Genomic DNA, 25,263 nt, shown 5'->3' on the forward strand with positions numbered 1-25,263 from the left:
CTGGTGCTGAATGCACCGGCGCTGGCGCTTGCTGCAACTTCGTACAGCGGGCCGGCCAGCCAGGACCAGTGCACAGCACCGCACCCGGCCGCGATGGCTGCAGCAGGCTGCTGCGATGATGCAGCCCCGGCAGCCTGCCAGGGCGGTGAGTGCGAATGCCCGCCGGCCAGCCTCGGCATGCTGGCCTCCCTGGGCGGAACGCCCGCCTCGCCATGGCGGGAGGCGCCTTTGCCAGCCAGCGCTCAGCAATGCGCACCGCCGCCGTTGCCGGATCCGCTACGGCCTCCCATCGTGTGATTCCCTGCAGGCATCAAGTGCCTGCCATTGCTGCTCGACTCATTCTCGACTCTGCCTGTGCCTTCGATGCGCAGGCAGCGGGCCGCGTTGCCCGCATCTGCAAAGGAATCACTCAATGAACCGTATTCTCTCTCTTGGCCTGCTGCTGGGCACCGTACTGGCCACGGCTGCCTGCGCGCGTGCCGCCGAAGAATCGCCTGCCACGCCGGTTGCCAGCGAAGCACCGGCGGTGCCGGCCCAGGTCAGCCCGGCCAAGATCGATCCGGCCTTGCCGGTGGCCATCGTGCACAAGACCGCCAGCTGCGGTTGCTGCGGAATCTGGGTCGATCACCTGAAGGCCGCCGGCTTCCAGGTGGATGTGCGTGACACCGACGACATGAACCCGATCAAGGTCCGCCTGGGTGTACCGGTCGGCAAGGCGTCCTGCCATACCGCCGAGATCGGCGGGTATGTGGTCGAGGGCCACATCCCGGCGGAGGACATCAAGCGCCTGCTGGCGGAGCGTCCCACGGCGCGTGGCCTGGTGCTGCCCGGCATGCCGGCCGGTTCGCCAGGCATGGAAATGCCCGATGGCTACGTGCAGCCGTACACCGTCGAACTGGTGCGCGCCGACGGCAGTACCGAGCCGTTTGCCCAGCATGGGCAGGGCGGCTGACACCCAGTGGCGGTGCCGGTCGGCCTGATCGGCACCATCCTACGCGGCCTGTGTAGAGCCGAGCCCACGCTCGGCTGTTTTCTTCCGGCAAGCCGAGCATGGGCTCGGCTCTACAGGATCAGCGGTGTGCCGCAGATTCCTTGGCCAGCTGCGCCTCGAACTTCTTTTCGGCGGCATCCGCGTAAGCCTTGCAGGTCAGTGCGTTGGCACTGGCCTTGCTGCCGGCGGCATAGCTCCAGTTGCTGGCACCCGGATGCGGGGTCAGCAGCAGGTCGCAGGGAAGGCCGCGCACCGTGGCGAAGGTGCGCTTGTAGTCTTCGATCAAGCGCGGATAGCGGGGGTTGTCCTTGAGCTGGTAACCCGGCGCGCTCAAGCTGTCGGCGTAGGCGATGCGCACTGGCTTGCCATCGCGGGTATCGGTCCAGGTCCACGCAGTGCTTCCCGGCGTGTGCCCCGGCATGAAGTGAGCGGTGAAGTCGATGCCGCCGATGGAGACCACTTCGCCATCCATGATGATGCGGTCGGCGCTGGCCGGCGGATAGGTGATGCCGTCGCCAAAGTGCAGGTCGTCGCTGCCACCACGCGCCAGCAGCACGGCCGATTCGGCGTTGGCCACCACTTTCGCGCCGGTACGGCGCTTCAGTTCCGCCACCGGCCCGGCGTGATCGGCATGCGCATGACTGAGCAGGATCAGCCGCAGATCCTGCGGTGCCACCCCGCGTGCCTTCATGTTGTCCAGCAGGTGACCGGCCATCTGTGGCATGCCGCCATCCAGCAGCACTGCGCCCTCGGCGGTCTGCACCAGCAGGGCGGTCAGCTCCTGCGTGCCGATCTGCCAGGTGTGGTCGGCAATCTGCAATGGTGCCATTGGCTGCAGCCAGGAGGCATCTACGGTGTAGGCGCGCAACTGCGGTAGCGGCGCTTCGGCGGCATGCGCCTGGGCGAATGGGAGCGCGGCAGCAAGGGCGAAGGTGAGCAGGGAACAACGCATGGTTCACGTCCGTTTGAAGGAGGCCCAGAAACTAGCATGGGCCTCCTTCAGCGCGTCTCGCATAGATTTCATGACTCCCATAAGGGCGCCGATGGCTCAGTAGCGGTACTGCCAGCCCAGCGTCAGCACCCGGCCGCGGCCGGAGAAATAACTTGGGTTCGACGGCGTGGTCTGCGAGTAGTAGCTGATGTACTGCTTGTCCGCCAGGTTCTGCACGCCCAGCGTGAGCGCGTGCTTGCCCAGCGTGTAGCGCGCGACCAGGTCCACCATGGTGTAACCCTTGAACTCTGCCACTCGTGCGCCGCGCAGGTCGAAATCGCGGTCGAAGGCATGGCTGGCCTGCAGGCGGGTGCTGAACTGCGGCGTCCAGCCCTGTTCCCAGAACGCGGTCAGCCGGTTCGGTGCGATGTTGACGCCGGCCAGGTCGCTGTCGAGGCGACCGTCGATGTCGGCGTCGTAGCGGCCGTTGGCACGGGCATAGCCCAGGCCGAGCCGGCTGTCGCCAAGCCGCAACCGCAGGTTGCTTTCAAAGCCCTCCACGCGGGTCGCCTGGCGCTGCACTGCGTAAGCATCGATGCCCGGGTCATAGACCAGCACCGAACCCAGCTTCGATTCGGAGGTGTAGTAGGCGATGTCACTGCTGAAGCGGCCATCGTCATACTCCAGGCCGATCTCGCGGTTGTCCGACACCACCGGCGACAGGTCGATGAGGCTCTCGACGCGCTGGCCGTCGCGGTTGATCGCGCGCAGCACGCGGCCGACGTCGGCCACGGTGTATCCCTCCGAGTAGGAGGCATAGGCGTTGAGACGATCGTTGATGTACCAGACCGCGCCGAAGTTGGGCAGGGTTTCGCTCATGGTCGGCTTGCCGCCGGTCACCTTGCGCGCGCCATAGCGGGGCAGGGTGGTGTAGTCGCCCACCTCCAGCTCACCCTTTTCGTAGCGCAGGCCGCCGGACAGCATCAGGTGGTCGGTTGGCCACCAGTGCAGCTGCAGCAGCGGCGACAGGCTCTGGTAGGTAGTCAGCGGTACCCAGTTCATGCCGCTGGCCAGCAGCACCTGGTGGGTGCGGTCACGCAGGCCGTCCAGGCCCAAGGTCACATCCAGCGTGGTATCGGCGATGCGGCTCCAGCTCTGGGTCAGCTTGAAGCCGCGCTTGTCCGATTCGTTCTGGGTCTGGTCCCAGGCGGCATTGGCACCGGTATTGCCCCACGGGTCCCACTGGCTGGCGCCATAGCGTCCCTCGAAGTCGACCGCGAACGCCTGCGCCTGGAAGCGGCCACCGAGCAGGTCTGCGGCGCTGTAGTCCACGGTCAGCGAGCGCGAGCGGTTCATCGGTGGGTCCAGCGGCGTGTCACCGCGCACCGAAATCGTCGGGCGGCCGGTGCGGAAATCGCCATTCACCGCGAAGTAGTTGTCCAGCCCGCGCAGCTCGTAGCGGTTGGCCATCACCTGCAGGCGCTGGCCTTCGGCAATGTTCCAGCCCAGCTTGGCGAACACGTTCGATGAGGTCGAGTCCATCAGCTCGCCCTGCGCGTTGGTGCCGATCGATCGGCCCTCGCCGTCGTGGTACAGGCCCTGCTTCTCATAGGCCAGGCCGGCAACCAGGTCGAACTGTTCGCCGCGCACGCCCACCAGGGCCGAGCCGCGCTGGCCATTGTCGTCGTGGCGGCTGGGCAGGGCGGAGCTGTAGCTGACATTGGTGTCGAGCAGGAAGGCACCCGGCTCGCTGGGCGCGCTGCGGGTGATGATGTTGACGATGCCACCGGTACCGCCGATGCCCTGCAGCGCGTTGGCGCCGTGGATGACCTCGATGCGCTCGATCATCGCCGGGTCGATGGTGTGCGAATCCCGTGAGCCGTCACGCAGGGGGGTGGACTGTGGCACGCCGTCGACCATGTAGAGGATGCCGCGGCCACGCATGGTTTCGCCGTAGTTGGACATCTTCTCGCGCGCCGGGGCAAACGCCGGGATCTGTGACGAGAGCACCCGCGACACATCCGAACCCAATGCCAGCTGCTGGGCGATGTCCTCGCGGGTCAGCACCGTGATGGTGTTGGGCATCGCCGTCTCGCCCTGCGGCATGCGAGCGGTCGAGGCCGAGACCGTGACACGGGCCAGCGAGGTCGGATTGGCCGGTGCGGCGGGGCGTATCGTTGCGTCGGGCCTGGCCTTGGTCTGTGCGGCAGTTGCACTGACCACGAATACCCCGGGGACGCGTTCCTGCAGGGTCAGGTCGTGGCCCTGCAACAGGCGTTGCAGCGCATCGCGCGGTGCATAGCGCCCATCCAGTGCCGGCGCGCTGCGGCCACTCACACTGTCGGCGGCGAACAACAGCTGGATGCCACTCTGGCGCGCGAGCGCATTGAGCGACGCATGCAGCGGGCCGGCGGGCAGGTGAAGCTCGACGAGCGCGGATGCAGCGCTCTGCGCCATGGTAGGCAGGGCCGTGCACAGGCAGGCGGCGAGCAGGGCAGGGGCCAGCCGGCGCAGGGCGGCAGGTGGGACAGGGCGGGTCATGCAGGGTCCTTCGGAGGGGTTCAGGCAGCTGCCGGATGGGACGACGTGCAACCCACCCTCGCGTGCGCAATCAATCGCGTGCGCGCAGATGCAGGCTGCCATCGCTGGCCGTGTGCACCTGCACCGGCAGGATCTCCGGCAACAGTGCAACAGCGGTCTCGGCGTGATCGGCATCGAACACGCCCGAGACCCGTAATGGTCCCAGCTGCGGGTCATCCAGCACGATCGGGCGGTCGTGATACCGCTGCAGGATGCGCAGCACTTCGGCCAGCGGCAGGCGATCGAACTGCAGGCGGCCATGGGTCCAGTCGGCCCGGTCCGGGCTGACCGGTTCGGGTGGCGACAACGATCCCGGCTGGGCCAGCATGCGCTGCCCCGGCTTCAGGCGCTGCTCGGCGCCCCGGCCATCCACGCGCACGCCCACCTCGCCGCGCCACAGGGTGACCTCGCTGAGGTTGCCCTGCCGGTCCACGTCGAACACCGTGCCGTAGTTGCGCACCCGCACCGGCCCGGCCTCGACCTCGAACGGGCGCCAGCTCGAGTGCTGCACCTGGAAACGGGCCTGGCCCTGCACCAGCACTACCTGTCGCGAGCGAATGTGCCTGCGAACCTGCAGATGGGTACCGGCGTCGAGCAGGAGATGGCTGCCATCGGGCAGGCGGATGTCGCGGCGTTCGCCCACCACAGTCCGATAGTCGTGCACCTGCCATGCCGGGTCGGCAATGAACACGCCGGTGGCCGCGATCAGCAGCAGCGGCAGGACGATCTTCGCCGCACGCCCACCGCGACGACGCTGCAGGGCATCCGCGCTGGGCATGGGGAAGCGTTCCTTCAGGGCGTCGCGATGCTGGTCCAGCACCTGGTCGGTGGTGGCGGGTTGGATCGGCGGTTGCGGTGTGGACGGCGGCGGCTGTGGACTCATCGCAGGCCAGCCGACAGGTGGCAATCGGCCATGGCCAGGCGCAGGTGGCGCTCCACCGCCTTGAGGCCGATGCCCATGCGCCGGGCGACCTCGGCCTGTGGCAGTTCATGGATCTTGTGCAGGATGAAGACCTGCTGGCGGCGGCAGGGCATGCGTTCGATGGTCGCGCCCAGTCGCTGCATGGCCTGCTGTCCCTGCGCCTGCTGCTCCGGCCCGGGGCGCGGGCAGGCGTCATCGGGCAGCTTGGCACGCCCCTCCACCCAGTGCCGGCGCAGATCCTCGGCGCGGCAGCGGTCCACCGCGGCATCGTGTGCGATCCGCCGCAGCAGCGCGACCGGTTGCCGTGCGTCATGCGCGACCGGACGCTCCAGCAGGCGCACGCAGACATCGTGCACCACCTCACGGGCCAGCCCCGGCGAGCGGAAACGGCGGCGCAGATATTCCACCAGTTCCTCGTAATGGCGCACCAGCGAGGACATCAACGGCGGCGCAGGCGGGCAGGGAGAGGGCAGGCGGGGCATCCGGACCGGCAGTGGAAGCAAAGGGCGGGCGCGGGAGGGCATCCCTGCGCGATGACGCAATACTAATGGGAACTGTTCTCGTTTGCCATGTGGCACGCGGGTCGGGATTGTTCGTCGGGGCTGGAAGGTGAAACCACGATCATCGGCTGGAGCGCAGAATCGGCGGCGGCTAGCCTGCCAGCGGGCTCAAGGAGATGGACCATGCACGTGCTTCTGGTGATGGTGGGTGGGGTGCTGCTGTTGGGCGTGTTCCTGCTGTTCGGGCGGCTGTGGAGCGTAGGCCAGTCGCTGCTGCCCACGGCCCTGATCGCGTTCATCGCCACCTGGCTGCTGGTGACGGTAGCCAACATGTGGGTGGGCGTGAGCAAGGCCGGTTACGCCGTGCGGGAGGAACTGCCGATCCTGCTGCTGGTGTTCGCCGTGCCTGCACTGCTGGCGGGCCTGCTGTACTGGCGCCTGGCGCGCTGAAGGATGGCCATGAGCACACGACTGCGACTGCCCGCCCTGCGTCAGCGCGATGGCCACCACGCCCGCGTGACCTACGAAGAGCTGTTCTTCGACCTCGTCTACGTATTTGCGGTTACCCAGCTCAGCCATCATCTGCTGCACCACCTGGACCTTGCCGGCGTGATGCAGACGCTGGTGCTGTGGTTCGCTGTCTGGCTGGGCTGGCAATACGCCTGCTGGGTCAGCAACTGGTTCGATCCGGAGGCGCCACGCATCCGTGGCCTGCTGTTCGTCACCATGCTGCTGGCGCTGCTGATGTCTTCGTCCATCCCCGAGGCCTTTGCCGATCGCGCCTGGGTGTTTGCCGGGGCCTACGCCACGATGCAGGTCGGGCGCACCGTGTTCGTGCTGCTGGAGGTCGGTCGCGGCCATCCGCTGGCGCCGAATTTCCGCCGGATGCTGGCCTGGGTCAGCGTCTCGGCGTGCTTCTGGCTGGCCGGGGCGGCCACCGAGGGCAATGCGCGACTTGCGCTGTGGGCGGTGGCGGTCGCCTGCGAGTATGTCTCGCCGATGTTCGGTTTTGCGTTCCCGGGGCTGGGCCGTTCGCACACCCGTGAGTGGACCATCGAAGGTGGGCACCTGGCCGAGCGATGCCAGTTGTTCGTCATCGTCGCGCTGGGGGAGACCCTGTTGGCGACGGGGGGCGTACTCAGCGAGATCGAGCACTGGAGCAGCGCTGTGGTATCGGCGGTGTTGGCCACCTTCGCCGGGACCATCGCCATGTGGTGGCTGTACTTCGGCATCTCCAGCCGCGACGCCACCGAGGCGATCACCCATGCGGCCGACCCCGGGCGCATGGGCGCCAACTTCCACTACGTGCATGCACTGCTGATCGCGGGCATCATCGCCACAGCGGTGGGCAATGACCTGGTGATGGATCACCCGGGCGCGGCGGTCACGCCGGTGTATGCGACGGTGCTGGTGGCTGGGCCGCTGATCTACCTGCTGGGCAGCGCCTTGTACAAGCGGGTGGTCTACGGGCGTGCGCCCTGGTCGCATCTGTTCGGTGCCGTGGCGCTGGCCGTGCTGGGCGTCGCGCTGACGCAGGCCCATCTGCTGGCTGCCGGCTGGCTGACCAGTGCGGTGCTGCTGGCCGTGGGACTGATGGACACGCGGTTGAAGCGCCGCCTACAAAGCGCCTGATCCGCACGTTGCCCGGCATTGCTTGCGCAGGCGTGCGACGGGTGTAGCGTTGGCAACGGGACGCATGGATCCGGGAGAGGCGCAGCATGCAGAACGTTCCGCAGTGGTTGGTGTGGGCCGGGTTGTCGGCGTGCTTCGCCGCGCTGACCGCGTTGTTCGCCAAGGTGGGCGTGAAGGGCGTCGACTCGGACCTGGCCATGGCGATCCGCACCCTGGTGGTGGCCGCGGTGATCCTGCCGTTGGTGGTGGTTACCGGCAAATGGTCCAATCCGCTGCTGTTGCCGGGTCGCACCCAGTTGTTCCTGGTGCTGTCTGCACTGGCCACCGGCGCTTCATGGCTGTTCTACTTCCGCGCGCTGCAAAGTGGTGAGCTGGCCAAGGTCGCGGTGGTCGACAAATTCAGTGTGGTGCTGGTGATCGTGCTGGCCTACCTGCTGCTGGGCGAACGACCGACCCTGCGGGAATGGAGCGGGATCGGCCTGGTGGTGGCCGGGGTGATCGTGCTGGCGACGAAGAAGTAGCGGCGTTCAAACCCATCGACGAGGGAGAGCAGGATGCAGGGCGAAGCGCACGGAACCTTTAAAGTGAACCTGCTGCCGATCGGTGGCAACGACGGCCCGATCGGGGTGATGTCGATCGACAAGGTCTTCCACGGTGACCTGCAGGGCAGCAGCGTCGGCCAGATGCTGGCGTTCCGCAGCCCGGTACAGGGCTCGGCCGGCTACGTGGCCATGGAGCGGGTGAGTGGCACGCTGGCCGGACGCCAGGGTGCTTTCACGCTGCAGCACAACGGCCTGATGACCCGTGGCAGGCCGGAGCTGAGCGTGGTGGTGGTGCCTGACTCGGGCAGTGAGGGGTTGCTCGGCCTGAGCGGCACACTGGAGATCACCATCAGTGAAGGCCGCCACGACTACCGGTTCGCCTATGCATTGCCGGAACCGGAATAGCCGGCTTCCGGATTCAAGCGCTGCCCGCCTGCAGGCGGTCATACATTCGCACCAGATCCACCAGGGTGCGCGCACCCATCTTGCGCATCACCTGTGCGCGGCGAACCTTCACCGTGATCTCGCTGACGCCCAGGTCGCCGGCGATCTGCTTGTTGAGACGGCCGCGCACCACGCCATCGACCACCTCGCGCTCACCGGTATTGAGTGTGGCCCAGCGCTGTTGCAGCGCGCCCAGTGCTTCGCCCTCGCGGCGCCGCAGGCGGTCGAGCTCGATGCCCTTGTGGATCGCATCGAGCAGTTCCTGGTCGCGGAAGGGTTTGGTCAGGAACTCGATGGCGCCGTCCTTGATCGCGTTGACGCCCATCGCGATGTCGCCGTGGCCGGTGATGAACACCACGGGCAGCTGCAGGCCCAGGCTGCCCATGCTGCGCTGGAACTCCAACCCGCTCTGGCCCGGCATGCGTACGTCCAGCACCAGGCACGCAGGGGTGTCTTCCAGTTCGTGTTCAAGGAAGGCCTGGGTGGAGGCGAAGGCGCGCACCTGCAGGCCCATCGAGGCCAGCAGGTCTTCCAGCGCCGCGCGCACCGATGGATCGTCGTCGACCACGTAGACGATCGGCGCCGGTTCGGCCGCAGGTGCAGGGGGCTTACGCATGAGGGGTATCCAGGGCGACGGGCAGGTCGAAGATGAAGCAGGCACCGCCGCCTGCGGGGCGTTCGGCGCGGATCTGGCCGTCATTGGCCTCGATCATTGAACGGCTCAGGCTGAGCCCGAGCCCCAAGCCGTGTGACTTGGTGGTCCAGAAGGCATCGAACACACGCTCGGGATGGTCGGCGGGCAGGCCGACGCCGCGGTCACGCACACTGAGACTGACCCGCTGGCCGTCACGCCGGGTCAGCAGTGACAGGCGCCGGTCGGCGGCGGGCACGCCTTCCATCGCGTCCACCGCATTGAGGATCAGGTTGCCGATCACCTGCTGCACTTGCACGCGATCGGCCTGCACCGGAGGCAGGTCGGCGTCCAGCAGCAGCGCCACGGCCACGCCGTGCTGGTCGAGCTCGCTGCGCGACAGCGCCAGCATTTCCTCCACCGCCTGGTTCAGATCGAAGGCGCGTCGTTCCGGTGCCGCGCCCTGGGTCAGGCCGCGGATGCGGGCGATCACGTCGCCGGCGCGGTGCGCATCGGCCAGGATGCGGGCCACGGTCTGCCGTGCCTTGTCCACGTTCGGCGGGTCCTGTGCCAGCCAGCGCTGGCAGGCTTCGGCGCTGCTGGCGATGGCGGCGAGCGGCTGGTTCACTTCATGCGCGATGGAGGTGGTGAGCTCGCCCACGGTGGAAGCGCGCGCCACCCGCAGCAGGCGGCCCTGTGCTTCCTGCACGGCGGCCTTGGCCGCTTCCATGTTCAGGGCGAGGTAGGTGGTGATGCCGATCACCAGCATGCCGATCACCGAGTTGACCAGGCCGATGCGGTAGGTGCCGAAGCGGGTCAGGAAGAAGCTCAGCCCGGTCAGCGCGATGCAGGCAATGGCCAGGGTGATAAGCCCGCGCGCGCTCAGTACGCGCGACGCGGCGAGGATGACTGCTGCGTAGAAGCAGGCGGCGGCAACCGCATAATCGGTGACGGTGTCGATCAGGAAGATCGCCGCCATCACGACGATCAGAGCCAGCAGCACCAGCGGGCGGCGGGGCGACAGCGATGGCATCGGGACGGCTCCCTGGCGTGGGCGGAAAGGATAGCAAAGCCGCCATTGGGTGGATGCCGGCCGGCAGTACCGAACCACTATTCCTCCAGGCTGGCGTTCCAGAACCCCTGCAGTACGCCGGGCGTCGTCGCCAGTGTGGCCAGCACCGCATCGAGCTCACCGGCATCGACGGTGGTGGCATACAGCACCGCCTCGATCTCCACGTCGCGCTCGCCGAACGGCCGCTGGTCCACCGCGCGCACCGGGTACTGCGCCTGCTCGAGCAGCAGCAACAACCGGTCCAGCACCTCGGCCTGCTGCTCGCGCTGGCAGACCACGTTGATCGCATAGGTCGCCTCGCTGAACGCTTCCGGCAGTGGCTGCCGCTGGATGCGGTTCACCACGGGCCGAAGCAAAGTATTGGCGGCCAGCACGAACACCGCCGCCAGTACCGCCTCAGGCAGCAGCTTGATGCCCGCACATGCGCCCACGGCCGCCGATCCCCACAGGGTGGCGGCGGTGTTCAGGCCGGACACCTGGGCGCCGTCCTTCATGATCGCGCCGGCACCGAGGAAGCCGACGCCGGAGATCACATAGGCAACCACATGCAGCGGCGACGGCGGGCCGCCGTACAGGTCATGGAAGCGTACCGCCAGATCGACGAACACCGCCGCTCCCACCGCCACCAGCGTGTTGGTACGCAGGCCGGCGGTGCGTTGCCGCAGCTGCCGTTCCAGGCCGATGATCGTGCCCAGCACGAATGCCACCGACAGGCTGATCAGCGAGCTGAGCGTTGCGCCGGCGTTGAACGCCGGCAGGTTGGGATTGATGTCCATTGTGTTTCTCCCTGGACCAGGCGGCGGGCGCTTACTGCCAGCCGTAACGGCGGATGTAGAACCGCTTCAGCGCAGTGGTCAGCACCGCATAGCCGAACAGGATCGCCACCAGGAAAGGCCAGTAGCCGGCCGGCAGGGCCTGCAGCTTGAAGTAGCCGGCCAACGGGCTCATCGGCAGGGCCACGCCGATGGCCATGATCAGGCCGGTCATCAGCAGCAGGGGCGGTGCAGCGATGCTCTGCAGGAACGGTACTTTCGGCGTACGGATCATGTGCACGATCAGGGTCTGGGTCAGCAGGCCGACCACGAACCAGCCGGATTGGAACAGGCCCTGGTCGGCCGGCGTGCGGGCATCGAACACGTACCACATCAACGCAAAGCAGGTCAGGTCGAAGATCGAGCTGATCGGCCCGAAGAAGACCATGAAGCGACCGATGTCCGTCGGGTTCCACTTCAGCGGCTTGCGCACCAGTTCCTCGTCCACGTTGTCGAACGGAATGGCGATCTGCGAGATGTCGTACAGCAGGTTCTGCACCAGCAGCTGCAGCGGCAGCATCGGCAGGAACGGCAGGAAGGCCGAGGCCACCAGCACCGAGAACACATTGCCGAAGTTGGAGCTGGCGGTCATGCGGATGTACTTCAGCATGTTGTTGAACGTGCGCCGGCCCTGGATGACACCTTCTTCCAGCACCATCAGGTTCTTTTCCAGCAGGATGATGTCGGCGGCCTCCTTGGCGATGTCCACGGCGCTGTCCACGCTGATGCCGATGTCGGCCGCACGCAGTGCCGGGGCATCGTTGATGCCGTCTCCAAGGAAGCCCACCACCTTGCCCTGAGCACGCAGCTCGCGCACCAGGCGCTCCTTGTGCAGCGGCGTCAGCCGGGCGAACACGCGATGGTGGTGCAGCGCCCGCGACAGCGCACCGTCATCCATGCGCTCGATCTGCGGGCCGGTCAGGATGGTGTCGGCATCCAGTCCCACCTGTGCGCAGACACGGGCGGTCACCAGTTCGTTGTCGCCAGTGAAGACCTTGACCTCCACGCCATGCGCGGCAAGCGCCTGCAGCGCCTGCGCGGCCGATTCCTTCGGCGGGTCGAGGAACGCCACGTAGCCGATCAGGGTCAGGCTACATTCGTCGGCCTGCGAATAGGCGGTCTGGCTGGCCGCGGTCTCCTTCATCGCCACCGCGACCACACGCAGGCCCTGTTCGTTCAGCTCCTCGGTGGTCTGCCGCACGCGGGCCAGGCGGCGCTCGTCCAGCGGCATGTCCTGGCCGTTTTCACGCACGGTGCTGCAGACCGCCAGCATCTCTTCTACCGCCCCCTTGCAGATCAGCTCGTGGTGGTCCTCGCGCTCGGAGACCACCACCGACATGCGGCGGCGCTCGAAGTCGAACGGAATCTCATCCACCTTGTGGTAGTCCTGCGACAGCCGCAGCGAACTCTGCAGCTCCACGTGCTCCAGTACCGCACGATCCAGCAGGTTGATCAGCCCGGTCTGGAAGTGGCTGTTGAGGTAAGCGAACTTCAGTACGTCTTCCGAATCGTGGCCGAACACATCGGTGTGGCGCTCCAGCGCGATCTTGTCCTGGGTAAGGGTGCCGGTCTTGTCGGTGCACAGTACTTCCATCGCGCCGAAGTTCTGGATGGCATCCAGCCGCTTGACGATCACCTTGCGCCGCGACAGCAGCACCGCGCCCTTGGCCAGGGTGGAAGTGACGATCATCGGCAGCATTTCCGGGGTCAGGCCCACCGCCACCGACAGCGCGAACAGGAAGGCCTCGGTCCAGTCGCCCTTGGTCCAGCCGTTGATCAGCAGTACGAACGGCACCATCACCAGCGCGAAGCGGATCAGCAGCCAGCTGACGCTGTTGACGCCGGCCTGGAACGCGGTGGGTGCGCGGTCGGTGGCGGTGCTGCGCTGGGCCAGGGTGCCGAAGTAGGTGCGGTTACCGGTGGCCAGCACAATGGCGGTGGCCGTACCGGACACCACATTGGTGCCCATGAACAGCAGGTTGTGCTGCTCCAGCAGGCCGGCCAGCCCGTCGCCCGGGTGCGCGAACTTCTCCACCGGCAGCGACTCACCGGTCATTGCCGCCTGCGCCACGAACAGGTCCTTGGCACTCAGCACGCGGCAATCGGCCGGAATCATGTCGCCGGCCGACAGCACGATATGGTCACCGGGCACCAGCTCGCGGATCGGAAGGTCCAGCAGGCGCGCCGGGCGGCGGCTGTGCAGGTGCGCGCCGAAGTACTGGTCGGCCACATCCGCAGCCTCGGTGCCGGGATTGCGGCGCAGCACGCGCGCAGTGTTGCCGACCAGTGCCTTCAGCCGCTCGGCCGCTCGGTTCGAACGACCCTCCTGCACGAAGCGGATCAGCGTGGACAGCAGCACCATCGCACCGATGACGATCGTCGCCTTGATGTCCTCGGTCAGCCAGGACACCGCCGCCAGCACGGTCAGCAGAAGGTTGAACGGATTGCGGTAGCACTGCCACAGGTGGCGCCACCACGGCAGCGGCTTTTCGTGATCCACCTCGTTGGGGCCGAGCGTGGCCAGTCGTTCCTCGGCCTCATGCGGGCTGAGGCCATCGGCATGTGATTCCAGCGTGGCCAGCAGCTGGTCTTCATCCTGCTGGGCGAGGGTGACCAGGCCGGTGGTGAGTGCGAATGGTGCCGCTTCGGCGCTGCCCGGGCCGAAGCCGGCCTCGGGCATCGCGCGGCGGCGGAACAGGTTGCCTGCGCGACGGCTGCGCAGGAAGGCGTTGAACCAGGCGTTGAGCAGGCTCATGGGACGCTCCTTGAATGTCAGAGCCGGCCGGGGCCGGAACACGAACGGAATGGACGAAACAGATCAGGCGTGGCGCATCGCCAGCACCGCCGGTGACCACGGCTGCATGTGCAGGCGCTGGCTGCCGCCGATGCACAGTGGCTTCATCGCATCGCGCAGGGGGTAGGGCAGGTGGCGCAGCACCGTGATGCGTTCGCTGATCGGCAGCAACGACAGCGCGTCGGCCACCACGCGTGGCGAGCCGAGCGACAGCGAACGGGCGAACATGACCGGGCCGTGCTGCAGCAGCTGGCTGCGCAGAGCGGCAACATCGCGCTCACCGATCAGGCGGCGCAGGGTGATGTAGAGGATCTTGTATGACATGGGGGCGATCTCCAGGCAGGCGGCACCTGGCGATCCCCCCTCACTCAGACAGGCAGGGACCGGCGGGCAGGCGCCAGGAACAGGCAACAAGCGGGCATCCGGGGCGCGGTGCGCCCGGCAGGGTCGGGGTCCATCTGCGTCTCCATGAGGGGAGGGGCCGGCCAGGGCTGCCCTGGCCAGTGGCGCTATTGTCCGCCCCTGAATGGGGCAGTCCTAGAGGCTCGTGGGTTACCCCGGCTATACCTTGGTATAGCCGGGTACCCGTAGCGCCAATCGAGGGTTCAGTAATGGATCAATGCGAAGCGCTGGTCTGCTTGCAGACGTCGTACTCGCCACGGGTCAACGTCTTGTCACGGTCGGTATCGCAGGCATGCAGGCGTTCGGCCCAGTCCGGTGCTACCGCATCGACTTCCGCCAGGGTGACGATGCCGTCCTTGTCCCTGTCCAGCGACTCGTACGGCGGTATCAACTTCACTTCGGTGACGTCCTCGGCGGCGGTGGCCTTGCTCGCCTCCTGGGTCCTGGAACAGGCGCCCAGCAGCAGGGCCGCACAAAGCGAGAGTGCAATGGGAAGGTAGCGACAAGCGATCATGGCGTGCTCCTGAAGAAAAGGCGGACTACCGGTGCGGTGGTCACGGCCGGATCTTCTGCGGGAGGCTGTAAGTGGGCTGCGAAGAATGGGGCTCGTGGACCGTTGCCGGTGGGTCGCCATTCACCGGGCCGCACAGCTACGATTGCGCGGAGACGCCTGGGCGAGGTGGCTCGACGGAGACGGCTCGGTAGAGTCGACTGCTAGTCGACTATCGCGCGCAGCGCGGAGCTTTCAGCTTCCTGCCAAGAGCAGTCGACTAACAGCCGACTCTACCCTGGAACGGCAGGAAGCCGGCCAGCGGCCGGCACTCCCGTCTGCTTCAGAAGCGGTCGGCAAAGGCGTCCGTGGCCCGCACCAGCGCATCCACCGTGGCCGGCTCGTTGGCACTGTGGCCGGAGGTCACCATCTCCAGCCGCGCTTCCGGCCAGGCCTTGGCCAGGTCCCAGGCGCTGCGCGGCGGGCAGATGATGTCGTAGCGCCCCTGCACGATCACGCCCGGCAGGTGGCGGATGCGATCGATATCACGCAACAGCTGGTCCGGTTCCAGGAAGATGCCGTTGCGGAAGTAGTGCGCCTCGATGCGGGCCTTGGCGAGGGTATCCAGCGGGTCATCGGTGGATTCGGCATCCACGTCGTGCTGCAGGGTGGCCGCGTTGTCTTCCCAGCCCAGCCAGGCCTGCGCGGCTTCGATCCGGATCGCTTCATCCGGGCCATCCATGCGGCTCCAGTAGGCTGCGATCATGTCGCTGCGCTCGGCTTCCGGAATGTAGGTTTCATAGCGGTCCCAGCGCTCCGGGAAGATCCAGCGCGCACCGCCGTCGGCCTCGGCGAACCAGCGGTTTTCCATTTCGCGGCCGAGGAATACGCCGCGCACGATCAGGCCGGTGGCGCGCTCGGGATGCGCCTGTGCGTAGGCCAGTGACAGGGTCGACCCCCAGGAGCCGCCATAGACCAGCCAACGCTCGATGCCCAGGTGCTCACGCACCTTCTCGATGTCGGCCACCAGGTCCTGCGTGGTGTTGTCGCGCAGCTCGCCGAACGGTGTGGAGCGGCCGCTGCCACGCTGGTCGATCAACACGATGCGGTAGCGTGCCGGATCGAAGAAGCGGCGATGAGTGGGTGAAATGCCCGCGCCTGGGCCGCCGTGCAGGTACACCACCGGAATGCCGTCCGGTGTGCCGCACTCTTCGACATGCAGCGTGTGCAGATCGCTCACCGGCAGGGTGAACTCGCGGTAGGGCTCGATGGCGGGGTACAGGCTGCGCATGGCGGGTGTCTCACAAGCAGGGGCGGCCAGCATAGCGCCGCAGCCGGGTGCCTGCAGTGGCACATGCTTTCGCGATGCTGGAAATGGGCTGACCGATGCGCATAAGCTGCCGCGATGCAAGCGACCACGACCGGGACGTCAACCTTCAACTTCACTCTCCGCAGCGGCGCGCGCGAGCTGCTGAAGTGGATCGCACTGCTGGCCATGACCGGTGATCACGTGGCCAAGGTGGTCTTCGACGGCTACGTGCCGGTGGTCAGCGAACTGGGGCGCATTGCCTTCCCGCTGTTCGCGCTGGTGATGGCCTGCAACCTGGCCCAGCCCGGGGCCGACCTGCGCAAGTCGATGCGCCGGCTGGCGCTGTGGGGGCTGATCGCGCAGCCATTGCACGCATTCGCGTTTGGCGCCTGGTTGCCGCTCAACATCCTGCTTACCTTCACTTTGGCGGCCGTGGCCGTGCACGCGCTGGCGAACCATCGGCCCGTTCTGCTGTTGCTGGCTGCTGGCGTGCTGCCGATGTTCGTGGATTACCAGTGGGCGGGTGTCGGCTGCGTGCTGCTGGGGTGGATCGCGTTCCGGCATCGCGCGTGGTGGCTGCTGCTGGTCGGGCTCGCAGCGGTGTGCTGGGTCAACCACAACGGCTGGGCATTGCTGGCCGTACCGGTGGTGCTGCTGGCCGCGCGGGTAACATGGCCACTGCCGCGCTGGCGGTGGGCGTTCTACGGGTATTACGTGGGGCATCTGGCGGTGCTGGCGTTGGTTGCCCATCTGCTTGTGTAATGTCGGAACTGGCATGTCGAGTGTCTTGAATGCCGGATGCGGTCAAGGAATGCGCGTCGCAGGTGGGGGGTGAAGCATGCCGCCATCGGCGTGTGTAGAGTCGAGCCATGCCCGACTCAGCGGGCGAACCGGAGCCGAGCATGGCTCGGCTCTACACGTTCTGGGAAATCCACGCCATGCGTGACCGGCAAAGCGAGCCGAGCATGGCTCGACTCCACAGGTGATGCATGTCTGGCGTGGAGGCGCCTGTCTCAGAAGTCCATCGTCGCCGACACCAGCACCGTCCTCGGTGCACCCAGCGCCAGGCTCGACAACAACGGCATGCCCCAATACGCCTTGTTGGTCACGTTGTTCACACTGGCTCTCAGCGCAAGCGGTCGACCCGCCACGGTGGTGCTGTAGCGCGCCCCGACATCGAACAGCGTGCGGCCCGGCACCGACAGGCTGTTGTCGGCACTGATGTACTGCTTCGACATCGCCGTGGCATTGCCGGTCAAGGTCAGGCCCTGCAAGGTCGGCACATCCCACTCCACACCCAGCTTGGCCTGCCGCTGCGCAACCGCTGTGGCCATGCGGCCTTCATTCACGCCGCCTGCCGTGCGGGTCAGTTTCGGCTGCACATAGGCCACGCCGCCCAGCAGGCGCACGCCGTCCAGTGGCGCACCGAAGAAGCCCCATTCCAAACCGCGGTTCCGCTGTTCGCCGCCGAACGAGAAAATATTCGTGACCGGGTCGGTGTAGCTGCTGGGCCGCTTGATTTCGTACACGCTGAAGGTGTGCGCGAAGCTACCCATGTCCAGCTTCATGCCCAGCTCCTTCTGCTTGGTGCGGAACGGTGCGAACACATCGCCCGCGTTGGCGGCGGTCATCGGTGCGGTGGCGCCCTGGCTGAGGCCTTCGATGTAGTTGGTGTAGACCGAGATCGTGTCGGTGGCCTTCACCAGCAAGGCTGCCGCCGGGGTAGTAGCGCTCTCGTCATACCGCGAAGTACGTACGCCCGTGGCCACGTTGAAGGTCTCGCTGACTACCTGCTGGCGGCGCACGCCCAGCGTCAGCTGCACGCGGTCATCGGCGAAGGAGAGGGTATCGGCGAAGCCAAGGCTGTCCAGGCGCAGGTCGGTATGCGAGATGTGTGGCGCTACGAACGGCGCGGCCGGGCCCCACACCGGGTTGTAGAGGTTGGTGGTCCAGTCCCAGCCGGGCACGCTGCGGCGGCCATAGTCGTTCTGGGTGTGCTGGTAGTGGGTCACGTTGGCGGCCCATTGGTGGCCTACGCTACCGGTGCGGAAGCTGCCGCGCAGGCCGGCGTCACCGGATTGCTTCTTGATGTCAAAGGCCAACTGGCCGATCACAGTGCTGAAGTCGCCGGCCGGGTTGAGGATCTGCGCGCTGATCGAGCCGTTGTAGCGGTAGTTTGTCTTGCTGGTGCCATAGGCCAGGTAGGCCATCACGCTGTCATTGATGTCGAACTCGCCGCGTAGCATCGCGCCCTTGTCCTGACTGTCCACGTAGGCCCAGTCCGGGTTGATCAGGGTGTCGCCCCGCGGCGGGCGGGGAATGGCGACGCCCGGTGCCAGGCCGACACCACGGGCCGGGCCGTCCACGCGATCGTCGGCGCTGTACAGATCGGCCGACAGGCGGGTGCGATCACCGCGCCAGTCCAGTGCCAGCGATCCCAGTTGAACCTTCTTGCTCTGCTTGCCAACGGCGCCGTCGCCATCACGCCAGGCGCCGTTGAAGCGGATGCCGAACTGCTTGCCTGCGCCGAGGCGACGGCCCATGTCCACGTGGGCGCCGAACTGCGCATCGGAGGCGAAGTTGGTGCTGACCCGCAGCAGCGGCTGCTCGCCAGCGCGCTTCGGCACCAGGTTCACCGCGCCGCCCACCGAGCCGCCCGGTGGCATGCCGTTGAGCAGCGCGGACGGCCCCTTCAGCACTTCGATGCGCTCGAACATCTCCGGCGAGGTGCGGTAGTAGGGCGCCATGCCGCTGAGGCCGTTGAAGGTGGTGTCGCTGGTGTTGGAGGCAAAGCCACGGATGGCATAGTTCTCGCTCCACGCGCCGGTGACGCCGTTGCTGAACACCGTCGGGTCGGTGGCGGCGATGACGTCGGTGAGGTCCTTGGCCTGGCGATCACGGATGAACGACTCGGTGTAGCTGACCGTGCTGAACGGCGTGTCCATGAAGTCCTTGTCGCCCAGCAGGCCAACACGACCGCCGCCCGCCACCTGTCCTCCGGCATAGTCGGCGGTGGCCCGTCGCTGTTCCTGCACCTGCACCGAGGGCAGGGTGGACGGCGCGGAGTCGGCCAGCGCGGCAAACGAGGCCAGCAGCCCCAGCGCGAGGGTCGAAACGCGATAGCGCCGGGCCAGGCCGGGCGGCTGCATCGGCAGCCGGGTAGTTGCCACGGCCGGACGGATGGGCGAAGAGGGGAGGTCAAACACGGTCATGCCAGATTCCTGTGAATCGCAGGTGCGAACGCGCCTGGCGCGTTGCCAACGGCAAGCACGCGGGAGGGCGCAGCGCAGGGTTGTCGGCTGGGTGGGGACCTGGCGGGAAGTGAGCCACGGGCTCGATTCCGGATGGCGGCGGGGTGCGGCCCAGACGCATTCCGAATTAGTTGAGTAAAATAAACTAAATCATATGAAGCGGACAAGAGGGTCCTTTTACTGGCACCCTCGCGACGGTATGAGCATGCAACCCGAGATCCCGGCGCCGGCCCGTGGCCGCCCGCCCACCATCACTCCCGAGCGTCTGGCTGACATCGGCATCAAGCTGGGCCTGCCGAACCTGACCATGGCCAACGTGGCCGCCGAGCTGGCGGTGACCCAGGCCGCGCTCTACAAGCGTGTGGCCAACCTGGAGGCCTTGAAGCGGCTGGTGGCCGATACGGTGTTCCAGCGCTGGCAGATTCCGCGCGCGTCGGTCGAGGCGCCGGGTGGGCTACAGGGCTACCTGATGGTCTTCGTGGAATCGCTGTGCGAGGTGGTGAAAGCGCACCCTGGATTGCCGCCCTACCTGTTGCGGCGCTCGGTGGCGACCACGCCGATGCTGGAAAAGATCGCCTCGCACCAGGCCCATGTGGCCGAAGTATTCGGCCTGCCGTTGGACAAGGCGCGCTGGGTGCTGGCCACGATTGCGTTCTACTGCATTGCCGGTGCGGACACGGTGTATGGGCTGGTGGATGACGAGGCCGAAGCGTTGACCGGGCGGCGCGTGCAGGACGAGGAAGTGATTGCCGAGTTCAGGCAGGGCATGCGTGCGCTGGTGATCGGCTCGCTGGACGTACTCGGCGTCCGGTAGATCCACGCCATGCGTGGATACCGGCACACGGTCCGTCAGGGCCCCATCCACGCATGGCGCGGATCTACAATGCGGCCATGCCTGCCACGCCCACCCTCGATGATCTGCGCCGCCACGCGGTGGCGCGCACGCTGTTCAAACCCACCACGCTGTTGGCCGCGATCCGGCGCCTGGGTTTCGTGCAGGCCGACCCGATCCGCGCACCGGCACGGGCACAGGACCTGACCCTGCGCCACCGGGTGAAGGACTACCGTGCAGGCGATCTTGAGCGGCGCTATGCGCGACTGCCGGTGGAAGAGGACTGCCTGGTGAACTACGGCTTCCTGCCGCGCGAGCATCTGGCGCTGATGCACCCGCGCGTGTCCAAGCGCGAGTGGGACGCCGAGACCCATCGTCGTGCGGCCGACGTGCTGGCGTTCGTGCGCGAGCGCGGCAGCGTGCACCCGCGTGAGGTTGACCAGGCGTTTGCGCATGGGCGGGTGACCAACTACTGGGGCGGCACCAGCAATGCCAGTACGCATCTGCTGGATGGCATGCACTACCGTGGCCTGCTGCGCGTGCAGCGGCGCGACAGTGGCACCCGCATCTATGCAGTGGCCGAGCATGCCGAGCTGGATGCCAGCGAACAAGCGCAGGTCGAACGCGCGGCCGCCCTGATCGACCTGGTGGTGCGCAAGTACGCGCCGCTGCCCTCGGCCAGCCTGACCTATCTGGTGCGGCTGCTGGGCTACGGTGCACCGCATCTGGCCGAACAGAGCCGGCAGGCGCTGAAGCTGGCCAAGCAACAGCTGGCCAGCTGCACGCTGGATGGAACGACCTGGTACTGGCCAGCCAACGAGAACCCGCGATCGCGCCGACACGCACCGGACGAGCAGGTGCGCCTGCTGGCACCGTTCGACCCGGTGGTGTGGGACCGCCGCCGCTTCGAGCTGCTATGGGGCTGGGTCTACAAGTTCGAAGCCTACACACCCGCACCGAAGCGCCAGTACGGCTACTACGCATTGCCAGTGCTATGGCACGACCAGGTGGTGGGCTGGGCCAACGTCAGCATGCGTGACGGTGAGCTGGCATCCAGCGTGGGCTATGCCGGCAAGTCGCTGGCCCGTGACAAGGTGTTTCGTGGCGCGTTGGACGAAGAACTGCAACGCATGGCCGCTTTTCTGTAGAGCCGAGCCATGCTCGGCTGCGCGTTGCGCTGAGCTGCGTTTCGGTATCCATGAGACCCACCTATTGCGCGCGGGGCGCACGAATGGCAGCCGAGCATGGGCTCGGCTCTACAAGGCGATGATCGAGGCGGACCCTTGAGCAATCTCAACGCCGCGCATGTACCGGCCAGCGGATCTCGAATGAACTGCCGCCACGTTCGGTAGCCCGGCACCGCGCGGTTCCGTGATGGGCCACGGCAATCGCACGCACGACCGCCAGGCCGAGCCCGGAACCGCCGCTCTGCCGCGAGCGCGAGACATCGGTGCGCTGGAAGGCCTCGAAAATGCTGTCGCGCAGTTCGTCCGGCACGCCAGGCCCCCCATCTTCCACGGCCACCGTGCAATGCCCCTCGGCGAGGGTGACGCGTACCCGCAGCGGGCAGGGGATGGCATGGCGTCGTGCATTTTCCAGCAGCGCCAGCACCGCCTGGCGGATGCGGGCCGGATCGCAGTCCGCCAGCGACGGCCGCGCGTCCAGGCTCACCGAGAAGCCACTTTCGGCCAGCGCCTCGGACATCGCCTCCACCACCGCAGCCACCTGCACGCTGACGTCGCTGCGTTGCAGGCGCAGGTCGAGATGGCCGCTCTCGGCCAGGCTGACCACGCGCAGGTCCTCGATGATGCGGGTGAGGCCCTCCAGCTGGGTGAGCATGCTGTTGAACTGTTCGGGCCCCGGCTCGAACACGCCTTCGGCGATACCCTGCAGGCGGCCGCGCAGGATGGTCATCGGCGTGCGCAGTTCATGTGCGATCGCCGCGTTCCAGAACACCCGGTTCTCCGACATGCGGTTGAGCCGCTCTGCCATGGAATTGAAATCGCTGACCAGGGTGGCCGCTTCGGTCATCGAGGTGTCACCGCCGCGCGCGCGGGCCTCCAGATCGCCACTGGCGACCCGGCGCAGGCTCTCGGCCACCGAGTTCAACGGGGTGATGATGCGCCGGGTGAGGCGCGAGGCGACCAGCGTGGCGAAGATGACGACCACGGTGGCGGTCAGGCCGATCCACAACCACTCCAGCCCGGACGGCATGATCGTTTCCGGCTCGTCATACCAGCGCGGATAGAACACCTCCATCAAATAGTAGAACAGGTAGAAGCCGCTGATCGACAGCACCGTCGAGCACAGCGAGGCGACCGTGATGGACAGCGTGATCTGGCGGCCGATGCTCTTGCCTTTGGGGTTCATCATTCAGTCCAGGAAACGATAGCCAACACCACGGATGGTGGCGGGAATGCCGATCACGCCGACGTCTTCCAGCTTTCGACGCAGCTTGCTGACATGGCTGTCGACGGTGCGCTCCTGCGCATCGCCTTCGGGCAGGCAGGCATGCAGCAGGTCAACGCGTGCATGCACCTGGCGTGGGGCGCGGGCCATGTGCACCAGCAGGCGGAACTCGGTGAGGGTGAAGTTCAGTGCATGAACCTGCTCGCCAAGGCGCACCGTCACCTCGTGGCTGCGCAGATCGATCTCGAACGGCCCCTGGCGGATCAGCCCGCTGGGTTCTTCGACCACGGTACGGGCGCTGCGGCGCAGTACAGCCTGGATGCGTGCCACGATCTCGGCCGGGTTGAATGGCTTGGCCACGTAGTCGTCGGCACCCACGCGCAGGCCGGTCAGCTTGTCCACGTCCTGGTCGAGCGCGGTGAGCATGATCACCGGCGTGTTGCCGCGCCGGCGCAGTTCGCTCAGCACCTGCCAGCCGTCCAGCTTGGGCATCTGCACATCCAACAGCACCAGGTCGGGGCGCAGCTGGCGGTGGCTGGCGAGGGCGGCCTCGCCGTCGGCAGCGCGGGTGCTGCGCAGTCCTGAACGAGCCAGGTAGGCGCCGAGGATGTCGGCAATTTCGCCTTCATCTTCGGCAATCAGCACCAGGGGTGCCTGTCGGGAGCGGAGATCGTGTTTCATTGCGTTCTGCAGCGTCATGGCAAGGGCGGGAAGTGGCGGCATCCAGGGCAGCGTCATCGTCGTTGCTCCATCGCCTGCGCTTCCTCGTCCGCTGCCCAGGCCAGGGTGGCCAGCACCAGCGTGCGCTGAAGGCTGGGCTCGACTGCGCCGAGGTCGTGCAACTGCTGCACCATCAGCGCGGATACAGAAGCCGGCAGCTTGCTCCAGCGCGATGCCATGGGCGTCGCCTCAACCCGGGCCTGCAGCCTGCGCGCCATGCCCACGACGGCGTGCAGGCGCAGCGCCAGCAGGATGACAACCAGTGCCGCAGCCAAGGCAAGCAGGCGCTGCAGGGTGGCAGGATTGGCGGTGGGGAGTGCCGCCGCCCAGACGGCCAGGCCAATCAGGGCCAGTGATGCCGGAGCCCCCGCGCGGCCTGCGTGACGCGGGCCTTCGCTGCGGAACCACACCAGCGCGGCGGCACCGGCACCCGCCAGTATGGGCGGCGCCGGGTTCGCGCTGGCAGGCATCCAGGCACTGGTCGACGCCAGCACCAGCGCAAGCGACGAAGGCGCGCACCAGGCAAGGTAAGCGCGGCGGACATCGATGGGAGGCAGGTCTGGAAACGGCAGGGACACGGCGGGGGCGCAGTCGGCGAGGCCGACGAGGCTAGCGACCGTTGATGGAGACTCGGTCGAGATTGTGTCGAGATTGCGTGGACGCAGGCCACGGCGTTCAGGAGCGGGGGGGGATGCCTGAACGGCCGGCGCATCTCCATGCAATCTCCACGATGGCTCCAAGGAATGTCCATCCACGGCTTCCAGACTGCAGTCTCGGCGGTCGCATCGGGCGACTGCAGGCAGCCGGGCGTTTCGATGAGCAATCGCAGGATCTGGATCATTGCCGGTACCGTGGCCACGCTGGTCGCGGGCACCGGATGGTGGGCGCTGGCCGAAGACGGGGATGCCGCGCTGATCACCGCGCCGGCGCAGGTGGCAGATCTGGAAAAGACCATACAGGCGGTCGGCCGGGTCAATCCCAAGGAGCTGGTTGCGGTGGGCGCGCAGGTGTCCGGCCAGGTCAAGCGCCTGCATGTGGTGCTGGGGCAGCGGGTACAGGCCGGCCAACTGATCGCCGAGGTCGACTCGCAGCCGCAGCGCATCGCGCTGCGCAGCGCCGAGGCAGCCACCAATGCACTGCGTGCCCAGCATGCCGCCAGCCAGGCGCGCCATGCGCAGGCCAGCGGTGTCTACGAGCGGCAGTCGCAGCTGGTGGCGTCGCGACTGGTGTCACAGGAGGGCTTCGAAGCCGCGCGCATGGCACGCGATGCGGCGCGTTCGGAAGTGGCCGCGCTGCAGGCACAGATCGACCAGGCAGTGACCCAGGTGGAAACCGCACGGATCAACCTGGGCTATACCCGCATCGTCTCGCCCAGCGACGGCTACATCGTGGCCATCGTGACCAAGGCAGGACAGACGCTGAACTCGATGCAGACCACGCCGACCATCGTGATGCTGGCGCAGATGGACACGATGACGGTGCGTGCCGAGATTGCCGAGGCTGACGTGGAACTGGTGGCGCCGGGGCAACCGCTGTGGTTCTCGACCCTGGGGCCGAGCGGTCGCCGTTATGAGTCCCACCTGCAGCAGCTGGAGCCAGCGCCATCTTCCATTGCCGACGTCGCTACCGGCAATGCAGGCGGCTCGGCGCAGTCGCCCAAGGCGGTGTACTACGCCGGCCTGTTCGATGTGGCCAACCCCGGCCTGAAACTGAAACCATCGATGACGGTGAAGGTGACCGTGCAGCTCGCGCGCGCCGCCAATGCGCTGCAGGTACCGTTGACGGCGCTGGTTGCGCCGGACGACATGGATGGCAACCGCGGCACCGTGCGCGTGGTCGACCCCAAGGGCCGAGTGCGCAAGCGTGCAGTGACGACCGGCCTGCGCACGGCCACCGCCGTGCAGATACTGAGCGGCCTGCGGGCGGGAGAGAACGTGGTGATCGGCCAGGCGCCCAGCGGCGGTGAATCCGAACCGACCAGCCTGCTTGGGATGTGAAC

Annotated in this window: 24 protein-coding genes; 9 read left to right on the top strand and 15 right to left on the bottom strand. The window is 67.0% G+C overall.

The annotated features are described in order from the left end of the window. Positions 1–412: 412 nt before the first annotated feature. Positions 413–952 carry a DUF411 domain-containing protein gene (locus tag AASM09_RS10355; protein WP_080354973.1) on the top strand — a complete coding sequence of 180 codons (540 nt, stop codon included), beginning with the start codon at positions 413–415 and terminating at the stop codon, positions 950–952. A gap of 118 nt (positions 953–1,070) precedes the next feature. Here AASM09_RS10355 and blaL1 read toward each other — a convergent pair whose 3' ends face one another. The 4 genes from blaL1 to AASM09_RS10375 all read right to left on the bottom strand — a co-directional run bounded on the left by blaL1 (position 1,071) and on the right by AASM09_RS10375 (position 5,906). Then, on the bottom strand, positions 1,071–1,943 hold the full coding sequence (blaL1, locus tag AASM09_RS10360) for a L1 family subclass B3 metallo-beta-lactamase (protein WP_049427757.1): 873 nt from the start codon (positions 1,941–1,943) through the stop codon (positions 1,071–1,073). A gap of 96 nt (positions 1,944–2,039) precedes the next feature. Continuing rightward, entirely contained in the window at positions 2,040–4,463 is a 2,424-nt protein-coding gene (locus AASM09_RS10365; RefSeq protein ID WP_049427755.1) for a TonB-dependent receptor domain-containing protein, read from the bottom strand. A gap of 70 nt (positions 4,464–4,533) precedes the next feature. Beyond that, positions 4,534–5,385 (bottom strand): FecR family protein, encoded by an 852-nt coding sequence (locus AASM09_RS10370; RefSeq protein WP_049427753.1) that lies wholly within the window; start codon positions 5,383–5,385, stop codon positions 4,534–4,536. Continuing rightward, a complete protein-coding gene (locus tag AASM09_RS10375; RefSeq protein WP_100443840.1) occupies positions 5,382–5,906 on the bottom strand; it encodes an RNA polymerase sigma factor in 525 nt (174 codons plus the stop codon). The genes AASM09_RS10370 and AASM09_RS10375 overlap by 4 nt, the downstream gene beginning before the upstream one ends. 201 nt (positions 5,907–6,107) lie before the next feature. Here AASM09_RS10375 and AASM09_RS10380 point away from each other — a divergent pair, with 201 nt between their 5' ends. The 4 genes from AASM09_RS10380 to AASM09_RS10395 all read left to right on the top strand — a co-directional run bounded on the left by AASM09_RS10380 (position 6,108) and on the right by AASM09_RS10395 (position 8,503). Beyond that, positions 6,108–6,374 carry a hypothetical protein gene (locus AASM09_RS10380; RefSeq protein ID WP_049427891.1) on the top strand — a complete coding sequence of 89 codons (267 nt, stop codon included), beginning with the start codon at positions 6,108–6,110 and terminating at the stop codon, positions 6,372–6,374. A gap of 9 nt (positions 6,375–6,383) precedes the next feature. Continuing rightward, positions 6,384–7,556 carry a low temperature requirement protein A gene (locus AASM09_RS10385; protein WP_049427890.1) on the top strand — a complete coding sequence of 391 codons (1,173 nt, stop codon included), beginning with the start codon at positions 6,384–6,386 and terminating at the stop codon, positions 7,554–7,556. A gap of 86 nt (positions 7,557–7,642) precedes the next feature. Next, positions 7,643–8,077 (top strand): EamA family transporter, encoded by a 435-nt coding sequence (locus tag AASM09_RS10390; protein ID WP_049427888.1) that lies wholly within the window; start codon positions 7,643–7,645, stop codon positions 8,075–8,077. Positions 8,078–8,110: 33 nt separating this feature from the next. After that, complete coding sequence (locus AASM09_RS10395; protein ID WP_049427886.1) at positions 8,111–8,503, top strand: DUF3224 domain-containing protein; 393 nt, start codon at positions 8,111–8,113, stop codon at positions 8,501–8,503. Between the two features lie 13 nt (positions 8,504–8,516). Here the strand turns inward: AASM09_RS10395 and AASM09_RS10400 are convergent, their stop codons facing one another. From AASM09_RS10400 to pip, 7 genes are all read right to left on the bottom strand, one after another. Further along, positions 8,517–9,158 (bottom strand): response regulator transcription factor, encoded by a 642-nt coding sequence (locus tag AASM09_RS10400; RefSeq protein WP_100443841.1) that lies wholly within the window; start codon positions 9,156–9,158, stop codon positions 8,517–8,519. Beyond that, positions 9,151–10,206 carry a sensor histidine kinase gene (locus tag AASM09_RS10405; protein WP_049430486.1) on the bottom strand — a complete coding sequence of 352 codons (1,056 nt, stop codon included), beginning with the start codon at positions 10,204–10,206 and terminating at the stop codon, positions 9,151–9,153. The genes AASM09_RS10400 and AASM09_RS10405 overlap by 8 nt, the downstream gene beginning before the upstream one ends. 77 nt (positions 10,207–10,283) lie before the next feature. Then, entirely contained in the window at positions 10,284–11,021 is a 738-nt protein-coding gene (locus tag AASM09_RS10410; protein WP_049430484.1) for an MgtC/SapB family protein, read from the bottom strand. 31 nt (positions 11,022–11,052) lie between these two features. Continuing rightward, positions 11,053–13,812, bottom strand: a complete 2,760-nt coding sequence (gene mgtA / locus AASM09_RS10415; RefSeq protein ID WP_049430482.1) for a magnesium-translocating P-type ATPase — start codon at positions 13,810–13,812, stop codon at positions 11,053–11,055. Between the two features lie 63 nt (positions 13,813–13,875). Continuing rightward, complete coding sequence (locus tag AASM09_RS10420) at positions 13,876–14,175, bottom strand: hypothetical protein (RefSeq protein WP_005413574.1); 300 nt, start codon at positions 14,173–14,175, stop codon at positions 13,876–13,878. A 292-nt stretch (positions 14,176–14,467) separates the two neighbouring features. Then, a complete protein-coding gene (locus AASM09_RS10425) occupies positions 14,468–14,767 on the bottom strand; it encodes a hypothetical protein (RefSeq protein WP_049430480.1) in 300 nt (99 codons plus the stop codon). Between the two features lie 319 nt (positions 14,768–15,086). After that, on the bottom strand, positions 15,087–16,034 hold the full coding sequence (gene pip, locus AASM09_RS10430; RefSeq protein WP_049430478.1) for a prolyl aminopeptidase: 948 nt from the start codon (positions 16,032–16,034) through the stop codon (positions 15,087–15,089). Between the two features lie 114 nt (positions 16,035–16,148). On the opposite strand from pip, the gene AASM09_RS10435 reads away from it, so the two are divergent. Next, the gene (locus AASM09_RS10435; protein ID WP_049430475.1) at positions 16,149–16,814 is read left to right on the top strand and encodes a TraX family protein; all 666 of its coding nucleotides are present in this window, start codon (positions 16,149–16,151) and stop codon (positions 16,812–16,814) included. Between the two features lie 251 nt (positions 16,815–17,065). Here the strand turns inward: AASM09_RS10435 and AASM09_RS10440 are convergent, their stop codons facing one another. After that, a complete protein-coding gene (locus AASM09_RS10440) occupies positions 17,066–19,201 on the bottom strand; it encodes a TonB-dependent receptor (protein ID WP_370672013.1) in 2,136 nt (711 codons plus the stop codon). 301 nt (positions 19,202–19,502) lie between these two features. On the opposite strand from AASM09_RS10440, the gene AASM09_RS10445 reads away from it, so the two are divergent. Together AASM09_RS10445 and AASM09_RS10450 are read left to right on the top strand one after the other, a co-directional pair. Then, positions 19,503–20,117: a TetR/AcrR family transcriptional regulator gene (locus AASM09_RS10445; protein WP_049430471.1), complete on the top strand. Its 615-nt coding sequence runs from the start codon at positions 19,503–19,505 to the stop codon at positions 20,115–20,117. A gap of 77 nt (positions 20,118–20,194) precedes the next feature. Then, positions 20,195–21,283 (top strand): DNA glycosylase AlkZ-like family protein, encoded by a 1,089-nt coding sequence (locus AASM09_RS10450; protein ID WP_049430501.1) that lies wholly within the window; start codon positions 20,195–20,197, stop codon positions 21,281–21,283. A 145-nt stretch (positions 21,284–21,428) separates the two neighbouring features. Here AASM09_RS10450 and AASM09_RS10455 read toward each other — a convergent pair whose 3' ends face one another. The 3 genes from AASM09_RS10455 to AASM09_RS10465 are packed head-to-tail and all read right to left on the bottom strand — an operon-like array spanning position 21,429 to position 23,842. After that, on the bottom strand, positions 21,429–22,505 hold the full coding sequence (locus AASM09_RS10455; RefSeq protein ID WP_049430499.1) for an ATP-binding protein: 1,077 nt from the start codon (positions 22,503–22,505) through the stop codon (positions 21,429–21,431). 3 nt (positions 22,506–22,508) lie between these two features. Beyond that, entirely contained in the window at positions 22,509–23,225 is a 717-nt protein-coding gene (locus AASM09_RS10460; RefSeq protein WP_049430497.1) for a response regulator, read from the bottom strand. Positions 23,226–23,278: 53 nt separating this feature from the next. Beyond that, on the bottom strand, positions 23,279–23,842 hold the full coding sequence (locus AASM09_RS10465) for a hypothetical protein (RefSeq protein WP_180848961.1): 564 nt from the start codon (positions 23,840–23,842) through the stop codon (positions 23,279–23,281). Between the two features lie 237 nt (positions 23,843–24,079). On the opposite strand from AASM09_RS10465, the gene AASM09_RS10470 reads away from it, so the two are divergent. Next, positions 24,080–25,261, top strand: coding sequence for an efflux RND transporter periplasmic adaptor subunit (locus AASM09_RS10470; RefSeq protein ID WP_049430469.1), 1,182 nt, complete (start codon positions 24,080–24,082; stop codon positions 25,259–25,261). Positions 25,262–25,263 lie beyond the last annotated feature (2 nt).

It is taken from the genome of Stenotrophomonas maltophilia, assembly GCF_039555535.1.
GTDB classification, from domain to species: Bacteria; Pseudomonadota; Gammaproteobacteria; order Xanthomonadales; family Xanthomonadaceae; genus Stenotrophomonas; species Stenotrophomonas maltophilia_Q.